The sequence below is a fragment of the Pseudomonas sp. BF-RE-21 genome (genome assembly GCF_019947305.1).
GTDB lineage: Bacteria > Pseudomonadota > Gammaproteobacteria > Pseudomonadales > Pseudomonadaceae > Aquipseudomonas > Aquipseudomonas migulae.
The window spans coordinates 86924-105864 of the sequence record NZ_JAGYGF010000008.1 but is presented as its reverse complement, the minus strand read 5'-3'; the positions used below and the strand labels follow the sequence as shown (position 1 = coordinate 105864).

15 protein-coding genes are annotated in these 18941 nt (G+C 60.8%); 11 read left to right on the top strand and 4 right to left on the bottom strand.

From position 1 onward, the window contains the following. Positions 1-108 precede the first annotated feature (108 nt). Genes gatB through gatC form a run of 3 tightly spaced genes read right to left on the bottom strand, consistent with a single transcriptional unit; the run spans position 109 to position 3320 of the window. Positions 109-1554 (bottom strand): Asp-tRNA(Asn)/Glu-tRNA(Gln) amidotransferase subunit GatB, encoded by a 1446-nt coding sequence (gene gatB / locus KGB25_RS08755; protein WP_008026871.1) that lies wholly within the window; start codon positions 1552-1554, stop codon positions 109-111. Positions 1555-1564: 10 nt separating this feature from the next. After that, positions 1565-3016: an Asp-tRNA(Asn)/Glu-tRNA(Gln) amidotransferase subunit GatA gene (gatA, locus tag KGB25_RS08750; protein WP_008026874.1), complete on the bottom strand. Its 1452-nt coding sequence runs from the start codon at positions 3014-3016 to the stop codon at positions 1565-1567. A 16-nt stretch (positions 3017-3032) separates the two neighbouring features. After that, positions 3033-3320, bottom strand: coding sequence for an Asp-tRNA(Asn)/Glu-tRNA(Gln) amidotransferase subunit GatC (gene gatC / locus KGB25_RS08745; RefSeq protein ID WP_008026876.1), 288 nt, complete (start codon positions 3318-3320; stop codon positions 3033-3035). Positions 3321-3534: 214 nt separating this feature from the next. Between gatC and mreB the strand changes: the two genes are divergently transcribed. The 8 genes from mreB to tldD all read left to right on the top strand — a co-directional run bounded on the left by mreB (position 3535) and on the right by tldD (position 14893). Beyond that, positions 3535-4572: a rod shape-determining protein MreB gene (gene mreB, locus KGB25_RS08740; RefSeq protein ID WP_002555108.1), complete on the top strand. Its 1038-nt coding sequence runs from the start codon at positions 3535-3537 to the stop codon at positions 4570-4572. Between the two features lie 138 nt (positions 4573-4710). Then, complete coding sequence (gene mreC / locus KGB25_RS08735) at positions 4711-5862, top strand: rod shape-determining protein MreC (RefSeq protein ID WP_081500181.1); 1152 nt, start codon at positions 4711-4713, stop codon at positions 5860-5862. After that, positions 5862-6353: a rod shape-determining protein MreD gene (gene mreD / locus KGB25_RS08730; protein WP_008037410.1), complete on the top strand. Its 492-nt coding sequence runs from the start codon at positions 5862-5864 to the stop codon at positions 6351-6353. The genes mreC and mreD overlap by 1 nt, the downstream gene beginning before the upstream one ends. 44 nt (positions 6354-6397) lie before the next feature. Further along, positions 6398-6994: a Maf family protein gene (locus KGB25_RS08725; RefSeq protein ID WP_008037408.1), complete on the top strand. Its 597-nt coding sequence runs from the start codon at positions 6398-6400 to the stop codon at positions 6992-6994. A 57-nt stretch (positions 6995-7051) separates the two neighbouring features. After that, entirely contained in the window at positions 7052-8509 is a 1458-nt protein-coding gene (rng, locus tag KGB25_RS08720) for a ribonuclease G (RefSeq protein WP_008026884.1), read from the top strand. A 75-nt stretch (positions 8510-8584) separates the two neighbouring features. Beyond that, on the top strand, positions 8585-12388 hold the full coding sequence (locus KGB25_RS08715; RefSeq protein WP_008037404.1) for a YhdP family protein: 3804 nt from the start codon (positions 8585-8587) through the stop codon (positions 12386-12388). A gap of 195 nt (positions 12389-12583) precedes the next feature. Then, a complete protein-coding gene (locus KGB25_RS08710; protein ID WP_008037403.1) occupies positions 12584-13432 on the top strand; it encodes a carbon-nitrogen hydrolase family protein in 849 nt (282 codons plus the stop codon). Positions 13433-13450: 18 nt separating this feature from the next. Continuing rightward, complete coding sequence (gene tldD, locus KGB25_RS08705) at positions 13451-14893, top strand: metalloprotease TldD (RefSeq protein ID WP_008037402.1); 1443 nt, start codon at positions 13451-13453, stop codon at positions 14891-14893. A 48-nt stretch (positions 14894-14941) separates the two neighbouring features. Here tldD and yjgA read toward each other — a convergent pair whose 3' ends face one another. Beyond that, on the bottom strand, positions 14942-15466 hold the full coding sequence (gene yjgA / locus KGB25_RS08700) for a ribosome biogenesis factor YjgA (protein ID WP_192227729.1): 525 nt from the start codon (positions 15464-15466) through the stop codon (positions 14942-14944). A 108-nt stretch (positions 15467-15574) separates the two neighbouring features. Here yjgA and pmbA point away from each other — a divergent pair, with 108 nt between their 5' ends. From pmbA to KGB25_RS08685, 3 genes are all read left to right on the top strand, one after another. Next, entirely contained in the window at positions 15575-16921 is a 1347-nt protein-coding gene (gene pmbA, locus KGB25_RS08695; protein WP_207285276.1) for a metalloprotease PmbA, read from the top strand. A gap of 238 nt (positions 16922-17159) precedes the next feature. Then, entirely contained in the window at positions 17160-17567 is a 408-nt protein-coding gene (locus KGB25_RS08690) for a hypothetical protein (RefSeq protein WP_008026896.1), read from the top strand. Then, positions 17548-18924: a class II fumarate hydratase gene (locus KGB25_RS08685; protein WP_223434785.1), complete on the top strand. Its 1377-nt coding sequence runs from the start codon at positions 17548-17550 to the stop codon at positions 18922-18924. Before KGB25_RS08690 ends, KGB25_RS08685 begins: the two co-directional genes overlap by 20 nt. Positions 18925-18941 lie beyond the last annotated feature (17 nt).

Genomic DNA, 18941 nt, shown 5'->3' with positions numbered 1-18941 from the left:
CTGCTCGCGATGGTGTGTCAGCTACATCAATGTCGACTGACACACCATCGCGAGCAAGCTTGCTCCTACAAGGATTTGAGCCAGGCGTAACATCTGGCTCCATGCTCATCAGCCTTCGAGCTTGCTTTTCAGCAGTTCGTTGACCTGTTGCGGGTTGGCCTTGCCTTTGGAGGCTTTCATGGCCTGGCCGACGAAGAAGCCGAACATCTTGCCGCGTTTGGCTTCGTCTGCCGCGCGGTATTGTTCGACTTGCTCGGCGTTGGCCGCGAGCATTTCGTCCAGCACCGCCGAGATCGCGCCGGTGTCGGTCACTTGCTTCAAGCCGCGCTTGTCGATGATCTCGTCCGCGCTGCCTTCGCCGTTGGCCATCGCTTCAAACACCACTTTGGCGATCTTGCCGGAGATGGTGTTGTCCTTGATGCGCAACAGCATGCCGCCCAGTTGCTCGGCCGAAACCGGTGACTGATCGATGTCCAGGCCTTGTTTGTTCAACAGGCTGCCCAGTTCAACCATGACCCAGTTGGCCGCCAGTTTGGCGTCGCCGCCAATGCTCGCGACTTTCTCGAAGTAATCGGCTTGCTCGCGGCTGGTGGCCAGGACGCTGGCGTCATAGACCGACAGACCGAACTGCTCCTGGAAGCGCTCGCGTTTCTGCGGTGGCAATTCCGGCAGGGTGGCGCGCACATCGTCGAGGAACGAGTTCTCGATGACCACCGGCAGCAGGTCCGGATCGGGGAAGTAACGGTAGTCGTTGGCTTCCTCTTTGCTGCGCATCGGACGGGTTTCGTCCTTGTTCGGGTCGTACAGGCGAGTCTGCTGGATCACCTTGCCGCCGTCTTCGATCAGTTCGATCTGACGCTGCACTTCGGTGTTGATCGCCTTCTCGATGAAGCGGAACGAGTTGACGTTCTTGATCTCGCAACGCGTGCCGAACTCAGCCTGGCCTTTCGGACGGATCGACACGTTGCAGTCGCAACGCAGCGAACCTTCGGCCATGTTGCCGTCGCAGATGCCCAGGTAGCGCACCAGCGCGTGGACAGCCTTGACGTAAGCCACGGCTTCCTTGGCGCTGCGCATGTCCGGCTCGGAAACGATTTCCAGCAGCGGCGTGCCGGCGCGGTTCAGGTCGATGCCGGTGGCACCGTTGAACTCTTCGTGCAGGCTTTTACCGGCGTCTTCTTCCAGGTGCGCGCGGGTGATGCCAACGCGTTTGACCGTACCGTCTTCAAGGGCGATGTCCAGGTGGCCCTTGCCGACAATCGGCAATTCCATCTGGCTGATCTGGTAGCCCTTGGGCAGGTCCGGGTAGAAATAGTTTTTACGGGCGAACACGTTGTGCTGGCCGATCTCGGCATCGATAGCGAGGCCGAACATCACGGCCATGCGCACCGCTTCCTGGTTCAGCACTGGCAAGACGCCAGGCATGCCGAGGTCAACCAGGCTGGCCTGGGTGTTCGGCTCGGAACCGAAAGTGGTGGAGCTACCGGAAAAGATTTTCGACCGGGTGGTGAGCTGGGTATGAATCTCCAGCCCGATCACGACTTCCCATTGCATGTGTTTCTCCTCAGAAGCCGGTTGGGGTGCGGGTGTGCCAGTCAGTGTTCAACTGATACTGATGGGCAACGTTCAACAGGCGACCTTCCTGGAAATACGGGGCGAGCAGTTGCACGCCGACCGGCAGGCCATCGACGAAACCGGCGGGCATGGACAAGCCCGGCAGGCCGGCGAGGTTGGCGGTGATGGTGTAGACGTCTTCCAGATAGGCAGCGACCGGGTCGCTGCTCTTGGCGCCAAGCTTCCAGGCCGGGTTCGGCGTGGTTGGGCCGAGGATGATGTCGACTTCATTGAAAGCCGCCATGAAGTCGTTCTTCACCAAACGACGAATCTTCTGCGCCTTCAGGTAGTAGGCGTCGTAGTAACCGGCCGACAGCGCGTAGGCGCCGACCATGATCCGGCGCTGCACTTCTGCCCCGAAACCTTCGCCACGGGAACGCTTGTACAGATCTTCCAGGTTTTTCGGGTCTTCGCAGCGATAGCCGAAACGCACGCCGTCGAAACGCGACAGGTTGGAAGACGCTTCTGCCGGGGCGATCACGTAGTACGCAGGAATCGCGTGCTGCATGTTCGGCAGGCTGATTTCCTTGATCACGGCACCGAGCTTTTCCAGCTCCTTGATGCTGTTCTGGATCAACTCGGCGATACGCGGGTCGAGACCGGCGCTGAAGTATTCCTTCGGCACACCGATGCGCAGGCCTTTCAGCGAATCGTTGAGGCTGGCGCTGTAATCCGGCACGGGCTCGTCGATGCTGGTGGAGTCATTGCTGTCGAAACCGGCCATGCCTTGCAGCAGGATCGCGCAGTCTTCGGCAGTGCGCGCCAGCGGGCCGCCCTGATCGAGGCTAGACGCGTAAGCGATCATGCCCCAGCGCGAAACGCGACCGTAGGTCGGTTTCAGGCCGGTGAGGTTGGTGAACGCGGCCGGCTGGCGGATCGAGCCGCCGGTGTCGGTGGCGGTCGCGGCTGGCAACAGACGAGCGGCAACGGCCGCCGCCGAACCACCGGACGAACCGCCCGGCACGTGTTCCAGGTTCCACGGGTTTTTCACCGCGCCGTAGTAGCTCGACTCGTTGGCCGAACCCATGGCGAATTCGTCCATGTTGGTCTTGCCCAGGGTCACTGCACCGGCGGCTGCCAGTTTGGCGACGACGGTGGCGTCGTACGGTGCCTTGAAGTTGTCGAGCATCTTCGAGCCGCAGCTGGTGCGCACGCCCTGGGTGCAGAACAGGTCTTTATGGGCGATCGGCGCGCCGAGCAGGGCGCCGCTCTCACCATTGGCGCGGCGTGCGTCAGCGGCTTTCGCCTGCTGGAGCGCCAGGTCTTCGGTGAGGCTGATGAAGCTGTTGAGCTGTGGATCGAGCTGGGCGATGCGCGCCAGCAGGACTTTGGTCAGCTCTTCGGAAGAAAACTTTTTATCGGCGAGTCCGCGGGCGATCTCGGCCAGAGTCAATTGATGCATTGCAGGCTCTTTCCCTTTAGTCGATGACTTTCGGAACCAGGTACAGGCCGTTTTCGACCGCTGGTGCGATGGACTGATAGGCCTCGCGATGATTGGTCTCGGTCACGACGTCTGCACGCAGGCGCTGGCTGGCTTCCAGTGGGTGGGCGAGCGGCTCGATACCGTCGGTATTGACCGCCTGCATTTCGTCGACCAGTCCCAGAATGCTGTTCAGGGCCGAAGTGATGTGTGGAAGATCGGCATCATTGAGGCCCAGACAGGCCAGATGAGCGATTTTTTCCACGTCGGAGCGTTCAAGCGTCATGGGATTCTCCAGTGGAAGGAAAACAGAACGGATGCTATCCGTGTGTTAGATTGTCGGAACACTACCGCATTTCTACGGTCATAAGGCCGCGATTGTGGGGGTTGGTGCACAGAAAAGCGGCCAATTTAACATATTGGCGCCTTGCCCAAAATCCCTGTCGTTGTTAGAGTTTGCCGCACTTTTTTACCCACGCGTTGCCTAGGGTCCCTTTCCCATGTTCAAGAAACTGCGTGGCATGTTTTCCAGCGATCTTTCCATTGACCTGGGCACTGCCAACACCCTTATTTACGTGCGCGAGCGCGGAATCGTCCTGAATGAGCCATCGGTTGTGGCTATTCGGACACACGGTAACCAGAAAAGTGTCGTTGCTGTCGGCACCGAGGCCAAGCGCATGCTCGGCCGTACGCCGGGCAACATTGCCGCCATTCGTCCGATGAAGGATGGCGTCATTGCCGACTTCAGCGTCTGCGAAAAGATGCTGCAATACTTTATCAACAAGGTTCACGAAAACAGCTTCCTGCAGCCTAGCCCTCGTGTGCTGATCTGCGTTCCGTGCAAATCCACTCAGGTTGAGCGTCGTGCCATCCGTGAGTCGGCCCTTGGTGCCGGCGCACGTGAAGTGTTCCTGATCGAAGAGCCGATGGCGGCTGCGATCGGTGCCGGCCTGCCGGTTGAAGAAGCACGCGGTTCGATGGTGGTCGATATCGGTGGTGGTACCACTGAAATCGCACTGATCTCCCTGAACGGTGTGGTTTACGCCGAATCCGTACGGGTTGGCGGCGACCGCTTCGACGAAGCGATCATCACCTACGTGCGTCGCAACTACGGCAGCCTGATCGGCGAATCCACCGCCGAGCGCATCAAACAGGAAATCGGTACTGCCTACCCGGGCGGCGAAGTTCGCGAAGTCGACGTTCGCGGCCGTAACCTGGCCGAAGGCGTTCCACGCGCATTCACCCTGAACTCCAATGAAGTGCTGGAAGCTCTGCAAGAGTCCCTGGCTACTATCGTTCAGGCTGTTAAAAGCGCACTGGAGCAATCGCCTCCGGAGCTGGCTTCCGACATCGCCGAGCGTGGCCTGGTACTGACCGGTGGTGGCGCCTTGCTGCGTGACCTCGACAAGTTGCTGGCCCAGGAAACCGGTCTGCCGGTGATCGTTGCCGAAGACCCGCTGACCTGCGTTGCTCGCGGCGGTGGCCGCGCATTGGAAATGATGGATAAACACACCATGGATCTGCTGTCGAGCGAGTGATCGCCCGATGCAACTATGCTGTTGAGCGCGCAGGCGGCACTTTGCAGTGCTGCCTGTTTGCGTTTACCTTCTGTCAGTCTGTATCCAGGCCGGTCTGCCGTATGAATAAAGAAAACATTTGCCTGGGAGGAGCGGCTTATTAAACCGCTTTTCACCAAAGGGCCTTCACTGGGCGTGCGCTTGTTGGTGCTGGTCGTGCTATCGGTCGCGCTGATGGTGGTCGATGCCCGCTTCACACTGCTCAAGCCAGTGCGTAGCCAGATGTCGCTGGTGCTGATGCAGTCTTACTGGATCACCGACCTGCCGCAGCGGCTATGGCAAGGTGTGGCCAGCCAGTTTGGCAGCCGTACCGAGCTGGTCGCCGAAAACGAAAAACTCAAGACCGAAAACCTGCTGCTGCAGGGTCGCATGCAAAAGCTTGCCGCCCTCACCGAGCAGAACGTTCGGCTGCGCGAGTTGCTCAATTCCTCCGCGCTGGTCAACGAGAAGGTCGAAGTGGCCGAGTTGATCGGCATGGACCCCAACCCCTTCACCCATCGCATCATCATCAATAAAGGTGAGCGCGACGGTGTGGTCCTCGGTCAGCCGGTGCTCGATGCCCGTGGCCTGATGGGCCAGGTGGTCGAGTTGATGCCGTACACCTCCCGTGTGCTGTTGCTCACCGACACCACCCACAGCATCCCGGTGCAAGTGAACCGTAACGGACTGCGAGCGATTGCCAGCGGCACCGGCAACCCGGAACGTCTGGAACTGCGTCACGTGGCCGACACGGCGGACATCAAGGAAGGCGACTTGCTGGTCAGCTCCGGTCTCGGCCAGCGATTCCCGGCGGGTTACCCGGTGGCGACGGTCAAGGAAGTGATTCACGATTCCGGCCAGCCATTTGCCATTGTCCGCGCCGTGCCGACCGCTGCCTTGAACCGTAGCCGTTACCTGTTGCTGGTGTTCAGCGATACGCGTACACCGGAAGAGCGTGCAAATGACGCCGCTCAGGCTCAGGAAAACCTCGATGCGCAAGGCGGCGGGCCAATCATTCCCGCCACCGTGCCGAAACCTGCTGCGGTGATTGCACCTGCTGCTGCCGCCGCCGTTCCAGCGACTGCACCTGCTGCGACCCCGGCCAAGCCTGCTGCCACAACCCCGGTCAAACCCGCTGCCGCACACCCTGCCGCCGCCAAGCCGCCCGCGACTGCACCCGCCGCCAAACCACCGGCGACACAACCCGCTGTCGTTAAGCCCGCTGCCAAACCGCCTGTCTCTGCACCGGCTACCACTGGGGGAAGAGAATAATGGTCGGTGCTACCGCCTCCCGAAATGGCTGGATGATCTGGCTGACGTTCGCCATCGGCATGTTGCTCAGCGTTTCGCCGCTGCCGCAATTCATGGAAATCCTTCGCCCGCTATGGCTCGCCTTGCTGCTGGCGTTCTGGGCGTTGGCCCTGCCGCAGAAAGTCGGCATGGTCACCGCGTGGTGCCTGGGCCTGGCCGAAGATGTGCTTTACGGCACGCTGCTGGGCCAGAACGCGTTGATCCTGACGCTCATCACGTTCCTGGTGCTGTCGCTGCAACAGCGGCTGCGGATGTTCCCGATGTGGCAACAGAGCCTGGTGATCCTGGTGATCTTCGGCCTCGCGCAGCTTGTTCAGCTGTGGCTCAGCGCCCTGACCGGCAATCGTCAGCCAACGCTGGCGCTGGTCTTGCCGGCACTGGTCAGCGCGTTGCTCTGGCCGTGGATCAGCTTCGGTTTGCGCGGTCTGCGTCGACGTTACAAAATTAACTGATTCGGTCAGGCATTTGCCCACACCATGACAAGGGAGATGTCTTGATGAAACAGCTATTCCTCGCCTCAGGCTCGCCGCGTCGGCGTGAGCTGCTTACGCAGATCGGCGTGCCGTTCTCCGCCATCAGCGCGGACATCGATGAAACCCCTTTGAACCATGAATCGCCGTCGGCCTATGTCGAGCGCCTTGCGCGCGGCAAGGCTGAAGCCGGGCGTGGTGCGGTCGTGTCCGACGCCGATTTTTGCGTGCTGGGCGCTGATACCGCCGTAGTGCTCAACGGCAAAATTCTCGGCAAACCGGTGGACGAAGCCGACGCGTGCGCCATGCTTATGATGTTGGCAGGACAAGAACATGAAGTGCTGACCGCCATTGCCGTGCTTGACGGTGAGCGCTGCGAGTCTCGTGTTGTGCGCAGCCTGGTGCGTTTTCGCCCCATTGATCTCAATGAAGCGGCAGCCTACTGGGCCAGCGGCGAACCTCGGGACAAGGCGGGTGGCTATGGCATTCAAGGACTGGGCGCGGTGTTTGTCGCCGGGCTCAATGGCAGCTACTCGGCGGTGGTCGGGCTGCCGCTGTGCGAAACCGCTGAGCTGCTTGGCCATTTCGGCATACCCTGTTGGCAAACCCTTAACGCGCGCTGAGCGTCGTACTGACAAGATGCGGCCATTATCGTGAACATGCCTGAACGAGACCCTGCCATGAGTGAAGAGATCCTGATCAACATCACGCCGATGGAATCGCGCGTGGCGGTGGTTGAAAACGGTGTCCTGCAAGAGGTCCACGTCGAACGCACGCAAAAACGCGGTATCGTCGGCAACATCTATAAAGGCAAGGTCGTGCGGGTGTTGCCGGGCATGCAGGCGGCGTTCGTCGACATCGGTCTGGACCGCGCTGCGTTCATTCATGCCTCGGAAATTTCCCTGCGCGAAGGCCCTGCGGTCGAAAGCATCAGCTCCCTGGTTCATGAAGGCCAAAGCCTGGTCGTGCAAGTCACCAAGGACCCGATCGGTTCCAAAGGCGCACGCCTGACCACACAACTATCAATACCTTCGCGTTATCTGGTGTACATGCCGCGTACCGCGCATGTCGGCATTTCCCTGAAGATCGAAGACGAAGCCGAGCGCGAGCGCCTCAAGCAAGTGGTCACCGATTGCGTGGCCACGGAAGGCATCAAGGAAGCCGGTGGTTTCATCCTGCGTACCGCCGCCGAAGGCGCCGGGGCCGATGAGATCCTCATGGACATCCGCTACCTGCGCCGGCTCTGGGATCAGATCAACGAGCAGATCAAAACCATCAGCGCGCCGAGCGTGATTTACGAAGACCTTGGCCTGGCATTGCGCACTTTGCGCGACCTGGTCAGCCCGAAGATCGAGAAGATCCGCATCGACTCCCGGGAAACCTTCCAGAAAACCACGCAGTTCGTGGCCGAACTGATGCCGGAAATCGCTGATCGCCTGGAGCATTATCCCGGCGAGCGGCCGATCTTCGACCTGTACGGTGTCGAAGACGAAATCCAGAAAGCCCTCGAGCGCAAAGTCCCGCTGAAGTCTGGCGGTTACCTGGTGGTGGACCCGGCGGAAGCCATGAGCACCATTGACGTCAATACCGGGGCGTTCGTCGGTCATCGCAACCTTGAAGAAACCATCTTCAAGACCAACCTCGAAGCCGCGACCGCCATTGCTCGCCAGCTGCGCCTGCGCAACCTGGGCGGGATCATCATCATCGACTTCATCGACATGGAAGACGAAGAGCATCAGCGTCAGGTGCTGCGCACGCTGGAGAAACAACTGGAGCGCGACCACGCCAAGACCAACATTATCGGCATCACCGAGTTGGGCCTGGTGCAGATGACCCGCAAGCGCACCCGCGAAAGTCTCGAACAAGTACTGTGCGAGCCGTGCAACAGTTGCCAGGGGCGCGGCAAGCTCAAGACACCGGAAACGGTCTGCTACGAAATTTTCCGCGAAATCCTCCGTGAGGCTCGCGCCTATCAAGCGGAAGGCTATCGTGTATTGGCGAACCAAAAAGTCGTCGACCGCTTGCTCGATGAAGAGTCGGGCAACGTCGCCGAGCTGGAAGGATTTATCGGACGCACCATTCGGTTCCAGGTGGAAACCATGTATTCCCAGGAACAATACGACGTGGTGCTGCTCTGAATCGCTGTGTTTCAACCCGACTAGAACAGCTGGCCTCAGCTTTTTGCAGTAATTTTGCCATGGGAGCCAACTGACATGGACCGTCTGACACGCATTTTGGCCGCACTGACCCGCTGGGGTCTGGGCCTGTGCGCGTTGGCTTTGGTGATGATGGCGCTTTACGTCAGTCTCGGTCGCGAGCTGGCGCCGCTGGTGGCCGAGTACCGGGCCGAAGTCGAAACCAAAGCCGGCGCTGCCCTGGGCATGCCGCTGCATATAGGTGAGCTGGAAGGCAACTGGAGTGGCTTCGCGCCGATTCTGCTGGCTCACGACGTGATGGTCGGCGAGGGCGCCAATGCCCTGCGTCTGGATCAGGTGCGCGCGGTGCCGGACCTCTGGGCCAGCCTGGCGGCCCGTGAACTGCGCATCGCTCATCTGGAACTCAACGGTCTGAAGATCAGCCTCAAGGAAGGCGAGGACGGTCATTGGGCGCTGGAAGGCTTGCCGGTGCAGCAGGATCAGCCGCTGGATCCGGAACAACTGCTCAATCGCATGCAGATGGTCCAGCAGTTGTCGGTGCTCGACAGCCAAGTGACCTTGCAGCCACTGGATCACCCGCCGCTGACCTTGACCTACGTTGGCCTGAATCTGAAAACCGGCGTCTCCCGGCAGCGACTCGACGCACGGCTGACCCTGCCCGACGGCCAGCCGGTCGCCATGAGCGTGCGCACCCGCATTAGCGCCAGTCAGTGGCAGGACGGTGCAGCGGATGCGTACCTGAGCCTGCCGCAAAGCGACTGGTCGAAATGGCTGCCCGAGCGTGTGACCCAGCAATGGAATTTTTCCGAGATCAAGGCCGGTGGCGAACTCTGGGTCAACTGGGATAAGGGCGCTCTGCAAAGCGCCGCGATCCGCTTGAACGCGCCGCAACTCAAGGGCGCCTACGCCGAGCGCAAGCCGATCCAGATCAACAACCTGGCGCTCAACAGTTATTTCCAGCGCAGTGCTGAAGGCTTTCTGGTGACGGTGGACTCGCTGTCCATGAACTTCGGTGAGACCCGCTGGGAATCGCACCTGCAACTCAAACAGAGCCTGGCCACCGACACGACCGAAGAGCTCTGGCATCTGCAAGCCGACCGCCTCGACCTCACCCCGCTGACTCCGCTGCTGAATGCCTTGGGGCCATTGCCCGAAGGCCTCGCCACCGCCGTCGAGCGGCTCAAGGTGACGGGTGGTTTGCGTAACGTGCTGGTCGACATCCGGCCCAACGCCACCGACGACAGCAAGGTCAGTTTTGCCGCCAACCTCGACCGGGTCGGCTTTGATGCCTATCACGGTGCCCCGGCAGCACGGAATGTCAGCGGCAGCATCAGCGGTGATCTGGGTCACGGCGAACTGCGCATGGACAGCAAGGATTTTTCCCTGCACCTGGACCCGATATTCGCCAAGCCATGGCAATACATTCAGGCCAACGCCCGTTTGACCTGGAAGCTCGACAAAGAAGGTTTCACCCTGATCGCGCCGTACCTGAAGGTGCTGGGCGAAGAGGGCAAGATTGCCGGCGACTTCCTGATCCGCCTGCATTTCGATCACACCCAGGAAGACTACATGGACCTGCGGGTCGGCCTGGTGGAGGGCGATGGCAAGTACACCGCCAAGTACCTGCCCGAAGTGCTCAGCCCGGCGCTGGACGAATGGTTGCGTACGGCGATTCTCAAGGGCGCGGTGGACCAGGGCTTCTTCCAGTATCAAGGCTCGCTGAACCATGGCGCCGCCGACACCGCGCGCAGCATCAGCCTGTTCTTCAAGGTTCACGATGCCGAGCTGGCGTTCCAGCCGGGTTGGCCGCATGTCAGCAAGGTCACTGGCGACGTGTTCATCGAAGACAGTGGCGTGCGGATTCTGGCCAGCAAAGGTCAGTTGCTCGACACACAAGTCAGCGATATTTACGTCAATATTCCCCACGCGCCCGCCGGGCAAAACCCTCACCTGTTGCTCGATGGCGCTTTCGCTGGCGGGTTGGGCGATGGCCTGAAAATTCTCCAGGAAGCGCCGATCGGCACCGCCGCCACCTTCGCCGGATGGGAAGGCGAGGGCGAGCTGAAGGGAAAGCTGAAACTGGATATTCCGCTGGCCAAAGGCGAACAGCCGAATATCCTCGTCGACTTCAAGACCGCCAAGGCGCGCTTGAAACTGGCCGAGCCAGTCCTTGAACTGACTCAGTTGAAGGGCGATTTCCGCTTCGACAGCACCAAAGGCTTGAGTGGGCAGAACATCACCGCTCGTGCCTTTGACAAACCCGTCACCGCACAGATTTTCGCCGATGGCAGTCCAGGCGACATCAAGACGCGCGTCACCGCTTCCGGCCAGGTCGAGGTCAAAAAGCTGACTGATTGGCTGAGTGTCACGCAGCCGTTGCCGGTCTCTGGTTTGATCCCGTATCAGTTGCAACTGAACCTGGATGGCGCAGACAGCCAGTTGATGGTCAATTCCAGCCTCAAAGGTGTGGCCGTCGATTTGCCGGCCCCGTTCGGCATGGCGGCCGATGTGGGGCGTGACACGACGTTCCGCATGACCCTGCAAGGGCCGGAACGGCGTTACTGGGTCAAGTACGGCGAATTGGCCAGCTTCACGTTTGCAGCGCCGGCCGGCAGTTTTGCCGACGGTCGCGGTGAACTGTTCCTCGGTGGTGGCGATGCCGTATTGCCAGGCGGCAAAGGCCTGCGGGTGCGCGGCGTGCTGTCGGAGCTGGATGTCGGCCCGTGGAAGGATCTGGTGGACAAGTATGCCGGCCAGGATCCGGGCGGCAGCGCCAAGCAGTTGCTCAGCGGTGCGGATTTCAAGGTCGGCAAGCTCAGCGGCATCGGTACCACGCTTGATCAGGCCTCGGTGCAGTTGAACCGCAAGCCGAGTGCGTGGGCCCTGCAACTCGACAGCCAACAGGTCAAGGGCACCGCCGGTATCCCCGATGCGAAAGGCGCACCGATTGCGATCAATCTGCAATACGTGCGTTTGCCGGCACCGGACCCAACGGTTTTGGCCGATGAAAATTCGCCGGATCCATTGGCCTCCGTGGATCCGACGAAGATCCCGGCGCTGGATATCACCATCAATCAACTGTTCCAGGGGCAGGATCTGGTCGGGGGCTGGTCGCTGAAAGTGCGTCCGACCGCCAAAGGCATCGCGCTCAATACGCTGGATCTGGGCCTCAAGGGCCTTCTGTTGCAGGGCAGCGGCGGCTGGGAAGGCGCGCCTGGTGCTTCCACCAGTTGGTACAAGGGCCGGGTCAGCGGCAAAAATCTGGCGGATGTGCTGAAAGGCTGGGGCTTTGCGCCCAGTGTCACCAGCGAAGAGTTTCATATGGATGTCGACGGTCGCTGGCCCGGTTCACCGGCCTGGCTGGCCACCAAGCGCTTCTCCGGGACGCTTGATGCGTCGCTGAATAAAGGCCAGTTCGTTGAAGTCGAGGGTGGCGCTCAGGCGTTGCGGGTATTTGGTCTGCTCAACTTCAACTCCATCGGCCGGCGCTTGCGGCTGGACTTCTCCGATCTGTTTGGCAAAGGCTTGAGTTACGACCGGGTCAAAGGCTTGCTGGTCGGGACCAACGGCGTTTACGTGACCCGTGAGCCGATTCTGCTGACCGGTCCGTCGAGCAATGTCGAGCTCAATGGCACGCTGGACCTGGTGGGTGATCAGATCGATGCGAAACTGCTGGTGACCTTGCCGGTTACCAACAACTTGCCGATTGCCGCGCTGATTGTCGGTGCACCGGCCATCGGTGGGGCGCTGTTCCTGATCGACAAGCTGATCGGTGACCGCGTGGCACGTTTCGCCAGCGTGAAATACACCGTCAAAGGCCCGTGGAAAGAGCCGAAAATCACCTTCGACAAACCTTTTTGAAAAGCCACTCCCCAAGCCTATGGAGTAGCATGGCCCTAGGCTCTAATGCTCCGACGCTAATCTCTGTAGGAGCGAGCGATGCGGCGACCCGACTTGCCCGCGAACCGACCCACCGAGGTGTGTCAGGAACGACGCTTTCGCGGGCAAGCCTCGCTCCTACGGGGTATCTATTGATTTCCAGGTAAAGGGAAGGCCATGTCTGTAGCGGTGATTCAAATGGTCAGCCAGAGCGACGTGCTGGCCAATCTGGCCCAGGCCCGTCGGCTGCTCGAGCAAGCGGCCGTCGGGGGCGCAAAGCTTGCCGTGCTGCCGGAAAACTTCGCCGCCATGGGCCGACGCGACATCGCTGACATCGGCCGCGCCGAAGCGTTGGGCGAAGGTCCGATCCTGCCCTGGTTGAAACAGACCGCCCGCGACCTCAAGTTATGGATAGTGGCCGGCACATTGCCGTTGCCGCCGGCGGATCAGCCAGCGGCGAAAGTGCATGCCTGCTCGCTGCTGGTCAATGATCAGGGCGAAACGGTGGCACGCTACGACAAGCTGCACTTGTTCGACGTGGACGTGGCGGACAACCGTGGGCGTTATCGTGAGTCCGATGACTATGCTTATGGCAGTGACGTGGTGGTCGTGGACACGCCCGTCGGTCGAGTCGGCCTGACGGTCTGTTACGACCTGCGCTTCCCGGAGCTGTACAGCGAATTACGCGCTGCCGGGGCGGAGTTGATTACCGCGCCGTCGGCCTTTACTGCGGTGACCGGTGCGGCGCATTGGGATGTACTGATTCGCGCGCGGGCCATTGAGACCCAGTGTTATGTGCTCGCGGCTGCCCAGGGTGGAACGCATCCGGGGCCGCGAGAAACCTGGGGGCATGCCGCAATTGTCGACCCGTGGGGTCGAGTGCTGGCGCAACAGGATCAAGGCGAGGCCGTGCTGCTGGCCGAACGCGATAGCAGCGAACAGGCGTCCATCCGGGCGCGGATGCCGGTGTCCAGTCACCGGCGCTTTTTCTCGCAGGGCGCCCGGCGACCTGCCTCAGAACGATGAATTTAAGGCGTAAAGCATATGAGCGAGTTGTTGTCCTCAGTCAGTGAACACCTCCTGGCGCCCGGCGGCGTTACCATCGAAAGCCTGCAAGGTGTGCTCGGCGATCTGGCCGGCCCGGGCATCGATGCCGCCGACCTGTATTTCCAGGGGCAGATTTCCGAGTCCTGGGCCCTGGAAGACGGCATCGTCAAGGAAGGCAGTTTCAACCTTGACCAGGGCGTTGGCGTGCGCGCGCAATCGGGTGAGAAAACCGGTTTTGCCTACAGCAATGCCATTACCCTCGAAGCCCTTGGCGCTGCGGCCCGTGCTGCGCGCTCGATCTCCCGCGCCGGGCAGAACGGCACGGTGCAGGCCTTCACCACCCAGGACGTCGCCCAGTTGTACGGGCCGGACAACCCGCTGGAAGTGATGACCCGCGCCGAGAAAGTCGAACTGCTCAAACGCATCGATGTCGCGACTCGCGCTCTCGACCCGCGTATTCAGCAAGTCACGGTGAGCATGGCCGGCGTCTGGGAGCGCATTCTGGTGGCCTCCACCGACGGCAGCCTGGCGGCGGATGTGCGGCCGCTGGTGCGCTTCAACGTCAGCGTCATCGTCGAGCAGAACGGTCGCCGCGAGCGCGGCGGCCATGGCGGCGGCGGACGTACCGATTACCGTTATTTCCTCAGCGACGACCGCGCCATGGGCTACGCCCGTGAAGCGTTGCGTCAGGCGCTGGTCAACCTCGAAGCCATTCCGGCACCGGCCGGTACGTTGCCGGTGGTGTTGGGTTCGGGCTGGTCCGGTGTGCTGTTGCACGAAGCGGTCGGTCACGGTCTGGAAGGCGATTTCAACCGCAAGGGCAGCTCCGCTTACAGTGGCCGTATGGGCGAGATGGTTGCGTCCAAGCTCTGCACCATCGTCGATGACGGCACGCTGGCCGGTCGTCGCGGTTCGTTGAGCGTCGACGACGAAGGCACCCCGACCGAGTGCACCACGCTGATCGAAAACGGCGTACTCAAAGGCTACATGCAAGACAAACTCAACGCGCGCCTGATGGGCGTCGCCCGCACCGGCAACGGTCGCCGTGAGTCCTACGCGCACCTGCCAATGCCGCGCATGACCAATACCTACATGCTGGCGGGCGAAAGCGATCCGGCGGAAATCATCGCCTCGGTGAAGCGCGGCATCTACTGCGCCAACCTTGGCGGCGGTCAGGTGGACATCACCAGCGGCAAGTTCGTGTTCTCCACCAGCGAGGCGTACCTGATCGAAGACGGCAAGATTACGGCGCCGGTCAAAGGCGCGACGTTGATCGGCAACGGGCCTGAAGCGATGAGCAAGGTGTCGATGGTCGGTAATGACCTGGCGCTGGACAGCGGCGTGGGCACGTGCGGCAAGGATGGGCAGTCGGTGCCGGTGGGTGTCGGCCAGCCAACGCTGAAAATCGATGCGATCACTGTGGGTGGTACAGGATCGTAAGGGATGGAGCTTCGGGTGAGCCGCGTGGCGACTCACCCGAGAAGAGATTCAACGCAGACCGCGTTGAGTCTCGTCCAGCTCACGGATGTACTTGAAGATTTTACGGCTCGATGCCGGTGGCTTGTTGGTCGCCAGTTCGTGCTGGGCCTGACGGATCAGGGAGCGCAACTGCTGGCGATCAGCCTCCGGGTAGTCGAACACGAACTTCTCCAGGACTGCATCGTCGCCCGCGATCAAGCGATCGCGCCAGCGTTCCAGGCCATGGAAACGTTCGTTGTACTGCCGGGTGGAGGCATCGAGTTGATCGAGCAAAGTCAGAATGGCGTCAGTGTCCTGATCGCGCATCAGTTTGCCGATGAACATAAGGTGCCGTTTACGCGCGATATTCGCGGTGTGCTTGGGCGCATCGCCCAGAGCCCGGCGCAGAGCGTCGGTCAACGGGAGTTTTGCCAGCAAGTCAGGCTTGAGCGTTGTAAGGCGTTCGCCGAGGTCAACCAGAGCATGCAGCTCGCGTTTAACCTGGGATTTGCTTTTTTCTCCCGTATCGAGGGAGTCGTCGTAAGAATCAACCATGGTGGCCGTCCGCAAAGAAACGCCGCCATGATAACCAGTCGGGGGCCGCTTGTCCGGCCCGGTCGCTCGAAGGCCTTTACCGAAAGCAGAATTTGAGTGGAGAACAGCATGAGTGCAGTTGAAAGCGTCGGCCCACAAGCGTTGCCGGCACTGCAAGAACAAGTCGAGCAGATCATCGCTGAAGCCAAGCGTCAGGGCGCCAGTGCCTGTGAAGTGGCGGTGTCCCTGGAGCAGGGCCTGTCCACATCGGTGCGTCAGCGCGAGGTCGAAACCGTCGAATTCAACCGCGATCAGGGCTTTGGCATCACCTTGTACGTCGGGCAGCGCAAGGGCTCGGCCAGCACGTCGGCCAGTGGTCCTGAAGCGATTCGTGAAACCGTCGCTGCGGCGCTGGCCATCGCTAAACACACCTCCGAAGACGAAGCCGCCGGCCTGGCGGATGCCGCGCTGATGGCCAAGGATCTGCAGGATTTCGACCTGTTCCATCAGTGGGACATCACACCGGAACAAGCCATCGAGATGGCCCTGAGCTGTGAAGCTGCGGCATTTGCCACCGACAGCCGGATCAAGAACGCCGACGGCACCACCCTCAGCACGCATCAGGGCTGCCGCGTTTACGGCAACAGCCACGGTTTTATCGGCGGCTATGCATCGACTCGTCATAGCTTGAGCTGCGTCATGATCGCCGAAGCCGACGGCCAGATGCAGCGTGATTACTGGTACGACGTCAATCGCCAGGGCAACTTGCTGGCTGACCCGGCGAGCATCGGCCAGCGTGCCGCGCAGCGGGCGGCGAGCCGACTGGGCGCGCGTCCGGTGCCGACCTGTGAAGTACCGGTATTGTTTTCCGCTGAGCTGGCCGGTGGCTTGTTCGGCAGTTTCCTTTCGGCGATTTCCGGCGGCAGTCTGTATCGCAAATCGTCGTTCCTTGAAGGGACCTTGGGTCAGAAGCTGTTCCCGGAATGGCTGACCATCGATGAGCGTCCGCATTTGATGCGTGCAATGGGCAGCTCGGCGTTTGACGGCGATGGCCTGGCGACCTACGCCAAACCGTTCGTCGAAAAAGGCGAGTTGGTGTCCTACATCCTCGGCACCTATTCCGGTCGCAAACTCGGCATGCCGAGCACGGCCAACGCCGGCGGCGTGCACAACCTGTTCGTCACCCATGGCGATGAAGATCAGGCGGCGTTGCTGCGCCGCATGGGCCGTGGCTTGCTGGTCACCGAGCTGATGGGCCAGGGCCTGAACATGGTCACGGGCGATTACTCCCGTGGCGCGGCGGGTTACTGGGTCGAGAATGGCGAAATCCAGTTCGCCGTCCAGGAAGTGACCATCGCCGGCAACATGCGTGACATGTTCAAACAGATCATTGCGGTGGGTAACGACCTGGAATTGCGCAGCAACATTCGCACGGGTTCGGTGCTGATCGAGCGGATGACAGTCGCCGGCAGCTAACCCGCGACCGTTACACAAAAGGCGCGCCACCCATCGGGTGGCGCGCCTTTTTTTGTGCCCGCATAACACACCTGTAGGAGCCGGCTTGCTGGCGATTGCGGTCAATCAGTCGACATCGATGTTGAATGCCAGATCGCAATCGCCAGCAAGCCGGCTCCTACAAGGGACCATGCTCGGGCTTGTGTTGGTTCTCATTATCATCTAATAATAAATCTCATTACCGAATGAGCCCCGGATCATGAGTTCTGCCTTGCACGAGCAGCCTTACCTCGAAAGCTGGCGCTGGATGAGTCGCCAGATCCGTTGCGGGATGGACCCTGACGAGCCGCGCCTGATCGACCACTACCTGGCCGAAGGCAGGTATCTGGCGTGTTGCACGGCGACTTCACCCTGGACCATCGCTGAAACCTCTTTCCGTTTATTGCTCGACACCGCCGCAGACGTCGCGCTGCCCTGGCACTGGCGAACCTATTGCCTGGACCAGGCATGGCGCCCGTTGCGCGAACTCGAACGCCTCTCTCTGTGCAAATGCCGCCTCAAGCGCTGGCAAAGCTACACCTGGCAACTGGCGACCTGCGAGTTGCAGCCTTCGATTCCTCTCATAGAACTGGTGCAAGGATTTTCTGATGACCAAGACACGTATTGAGCGCGACAGCATGGGCGAGCTTCAGGTCCCGGTGGACGCCCTCTACGGCGCACAGACCCAGCGTGCGGTGAATAACTTCCCGATCAGCGGCAAGCCGATGCCCGTGCAGTTCATCCGTGCGCTGATCCTAGCCAAGGCCGCTGCCGCTCGGGCCAATATCGAACTCAAGCAGATCAGCGAATCCCAGGGCAATGCCATCGTCGAAGCGGCGTTGGGTTTGCTCAAGGACGACTTCATGCAGCACTTCCCGGTGGATATCTTTCAGACCGGTTCCGGCACCAGTTCCAACATGAACGCCAACGAAGTGATTGCCACGGTGGCGAGCCGACTGCTTGGCGAGCCGGTGAACCCCAACGATCACGTCAATTGCGGGCAGAGCAGCAACGACATCATCCCGACCACCATCCACGTCAGCGCTGCGCTGGCATTGCATGAGCAATTGCTGCCGGCATTGGTGCGCTTGGTGCAGGTGATCGAGCAAAAGGCTGAAGAGGTTCACCACCACGTCAAAACCGGTCGCACCCACTTGATGGATGCGATGCCGGTGCGCATGAGCCAGGTGCTCAACGGTTGGGCGCAACAGCTCAAAGCCAACATCGGCCATCTGCAGGATCTGCTGCCGAGCCTGCAATCCCTGGCTCAGGGTGGCACGGCGGTGGGAACCGGTATCAATGCGCACCCTCAATTTGCCGGGCTTTTCAGCCAGCAACTGAGCAAGTTGACTCAGGTGCAATTCACGCCGGGCACCGATCTGTTTGCACTGATCGGCTCTCAGGACACCGCCGTTGCGGTCTCCGGGCAGCTGAAAACCACCGCTGTCTCGCTGATGAAAATCGCCAACGACCTGCGCTGGATGAACTCCGGCCCGCTGGCCGGCCTCGGTGAAATCGAACTCGAAGCCTTGCAGCCAGGCTCGTCGATCATGCCCGGCAAGGTCAACCCGGTGATCCCGGAAGCCACCGCGATGGTCGCCGCCCAGGTGATCGGCAATGACACGGTGATCACCATCGCCGGTCAGTCGGGCAATTTCGAGCTGAACGTGATGCTGCCGATCATCGCTCAGAACCTGTTGAGCAGCATCGAATTGCTGGCCAACTCCAGCCACCTCTTGGGTGAAAAGGCTATCGCCAGTTTCAAGGTCAACGAAGCCAGGCTCAAGGAAGCGCTGTCGCGCAACCCGATTCTGGTCACGGCACTCAACCCGATCATTGGTTACCAAAAAGCTGCGGAGATCGCCAAGAAGGCTTATCAGCAAGGCCGGCCGGTGATCGATGTCGCTCTGGAGCACACCGAACTGTCGCGCAGCCAACTGGAAGAGTTGCTCAATCCGGAAAAGCTCACCGCAGGCGGCGTGTAATCACCGCAACCGCTTTG

Bases quoted from the DNA above. Each gene is read 5' to 3' on its own strand.
- pmbA (WP_207285276.1), top strand. From the start codon at position 15,575: ATGAGTGCAGTTGAAAGCGTCGGCCCACAAGCGTTGCCGGCACTGCAA.
- gatC (WP_008026876.1), bottom strand. From the start codon at position 3,320: ATGACGCTTGAACGCTCCGACGTGGAAAAAATCGCTCATCTGGCCTGT.
- gatB (WP_008026871.1), bottom strand. From the start codon at position 1,554: ATGCAATGGGAAGTCGTGATCGGGCTGGAGATTCATACCCAGCTCACC.
- KGB25_RS08725 (WP_008037408.1), top strand. From the start codon at position 6,398: ATGAAACAGCTATTCCTCGCCTCAGGCTCGCCGCGTCGGCGTGAGCTG.
- gatA (WP_008026874.1), bottom strand. From the start codon at position 3,016: ATGCATCAATTGACTCTGGCCGAGATCGCCCGCGGACTCGCCGATAAA.
- mreB (WP_002555108.1), top strand. From the start codon at position 3,535: ATGTTCAAGAAACTGCGTGGCATGTTTTCCAGCGATCTTTCCATTGAC.
- KGB25_RS08715 (WP_008037404.1), top strand. From the start codon at position 8,585: ATGGACCGTCTGACACGCATTTTGGCCGCACTGACCCGCTGGGGTCTG.
- KGB25_RS08685 (WP_223434785.1), top strand. From the start codon at position 17,548: ATGACCAAGACACGTATTGAGCGCGACAGCATGGGCGAGCTTCAGGTC.
- yjgA (WP_192227729.1), bottom strand. From the start codon at position 15,466: ATGGTTGATTCTTACGACGACTCCCTCGATACGGGAGAAAAAAGCAAA.
- KGB25_RS08690 (WP_008026896.1), top strand. From the start codon at position 17,160: ATGAGTTCTGCCTTGCACGAGCAGCCTTACCTCGAAAGCTGGCGCTGG.
- rng (WP_008026884.1), top strand. From the start codon at position 7,052: ATGAGTGAAGAGATCCTGATCAACATCACGCCGATGGAATCGCGCGTG.
- tldD (WP_008037402.1), top strand. From the start codon at position 13,451: ATGAGCGAGTTGTTGTCCTCAGTCAGTGAACACCTCCTGGCGCCCGGC.
- mreD (WP_008037410.1), top strand. From the start codon at position 5,862: ATGGTCGGTGCTACCGCCTCCCGAAATGGCTGGATGATCTGGCTGACG.
- KGB25_RS08710 (WP_008037403.1), top strand. From the start codon at position 12,584: ATGTCTGTAGCGGTGATTCAAATGGTCAGCCAGAGCGACGTGCTGGCC.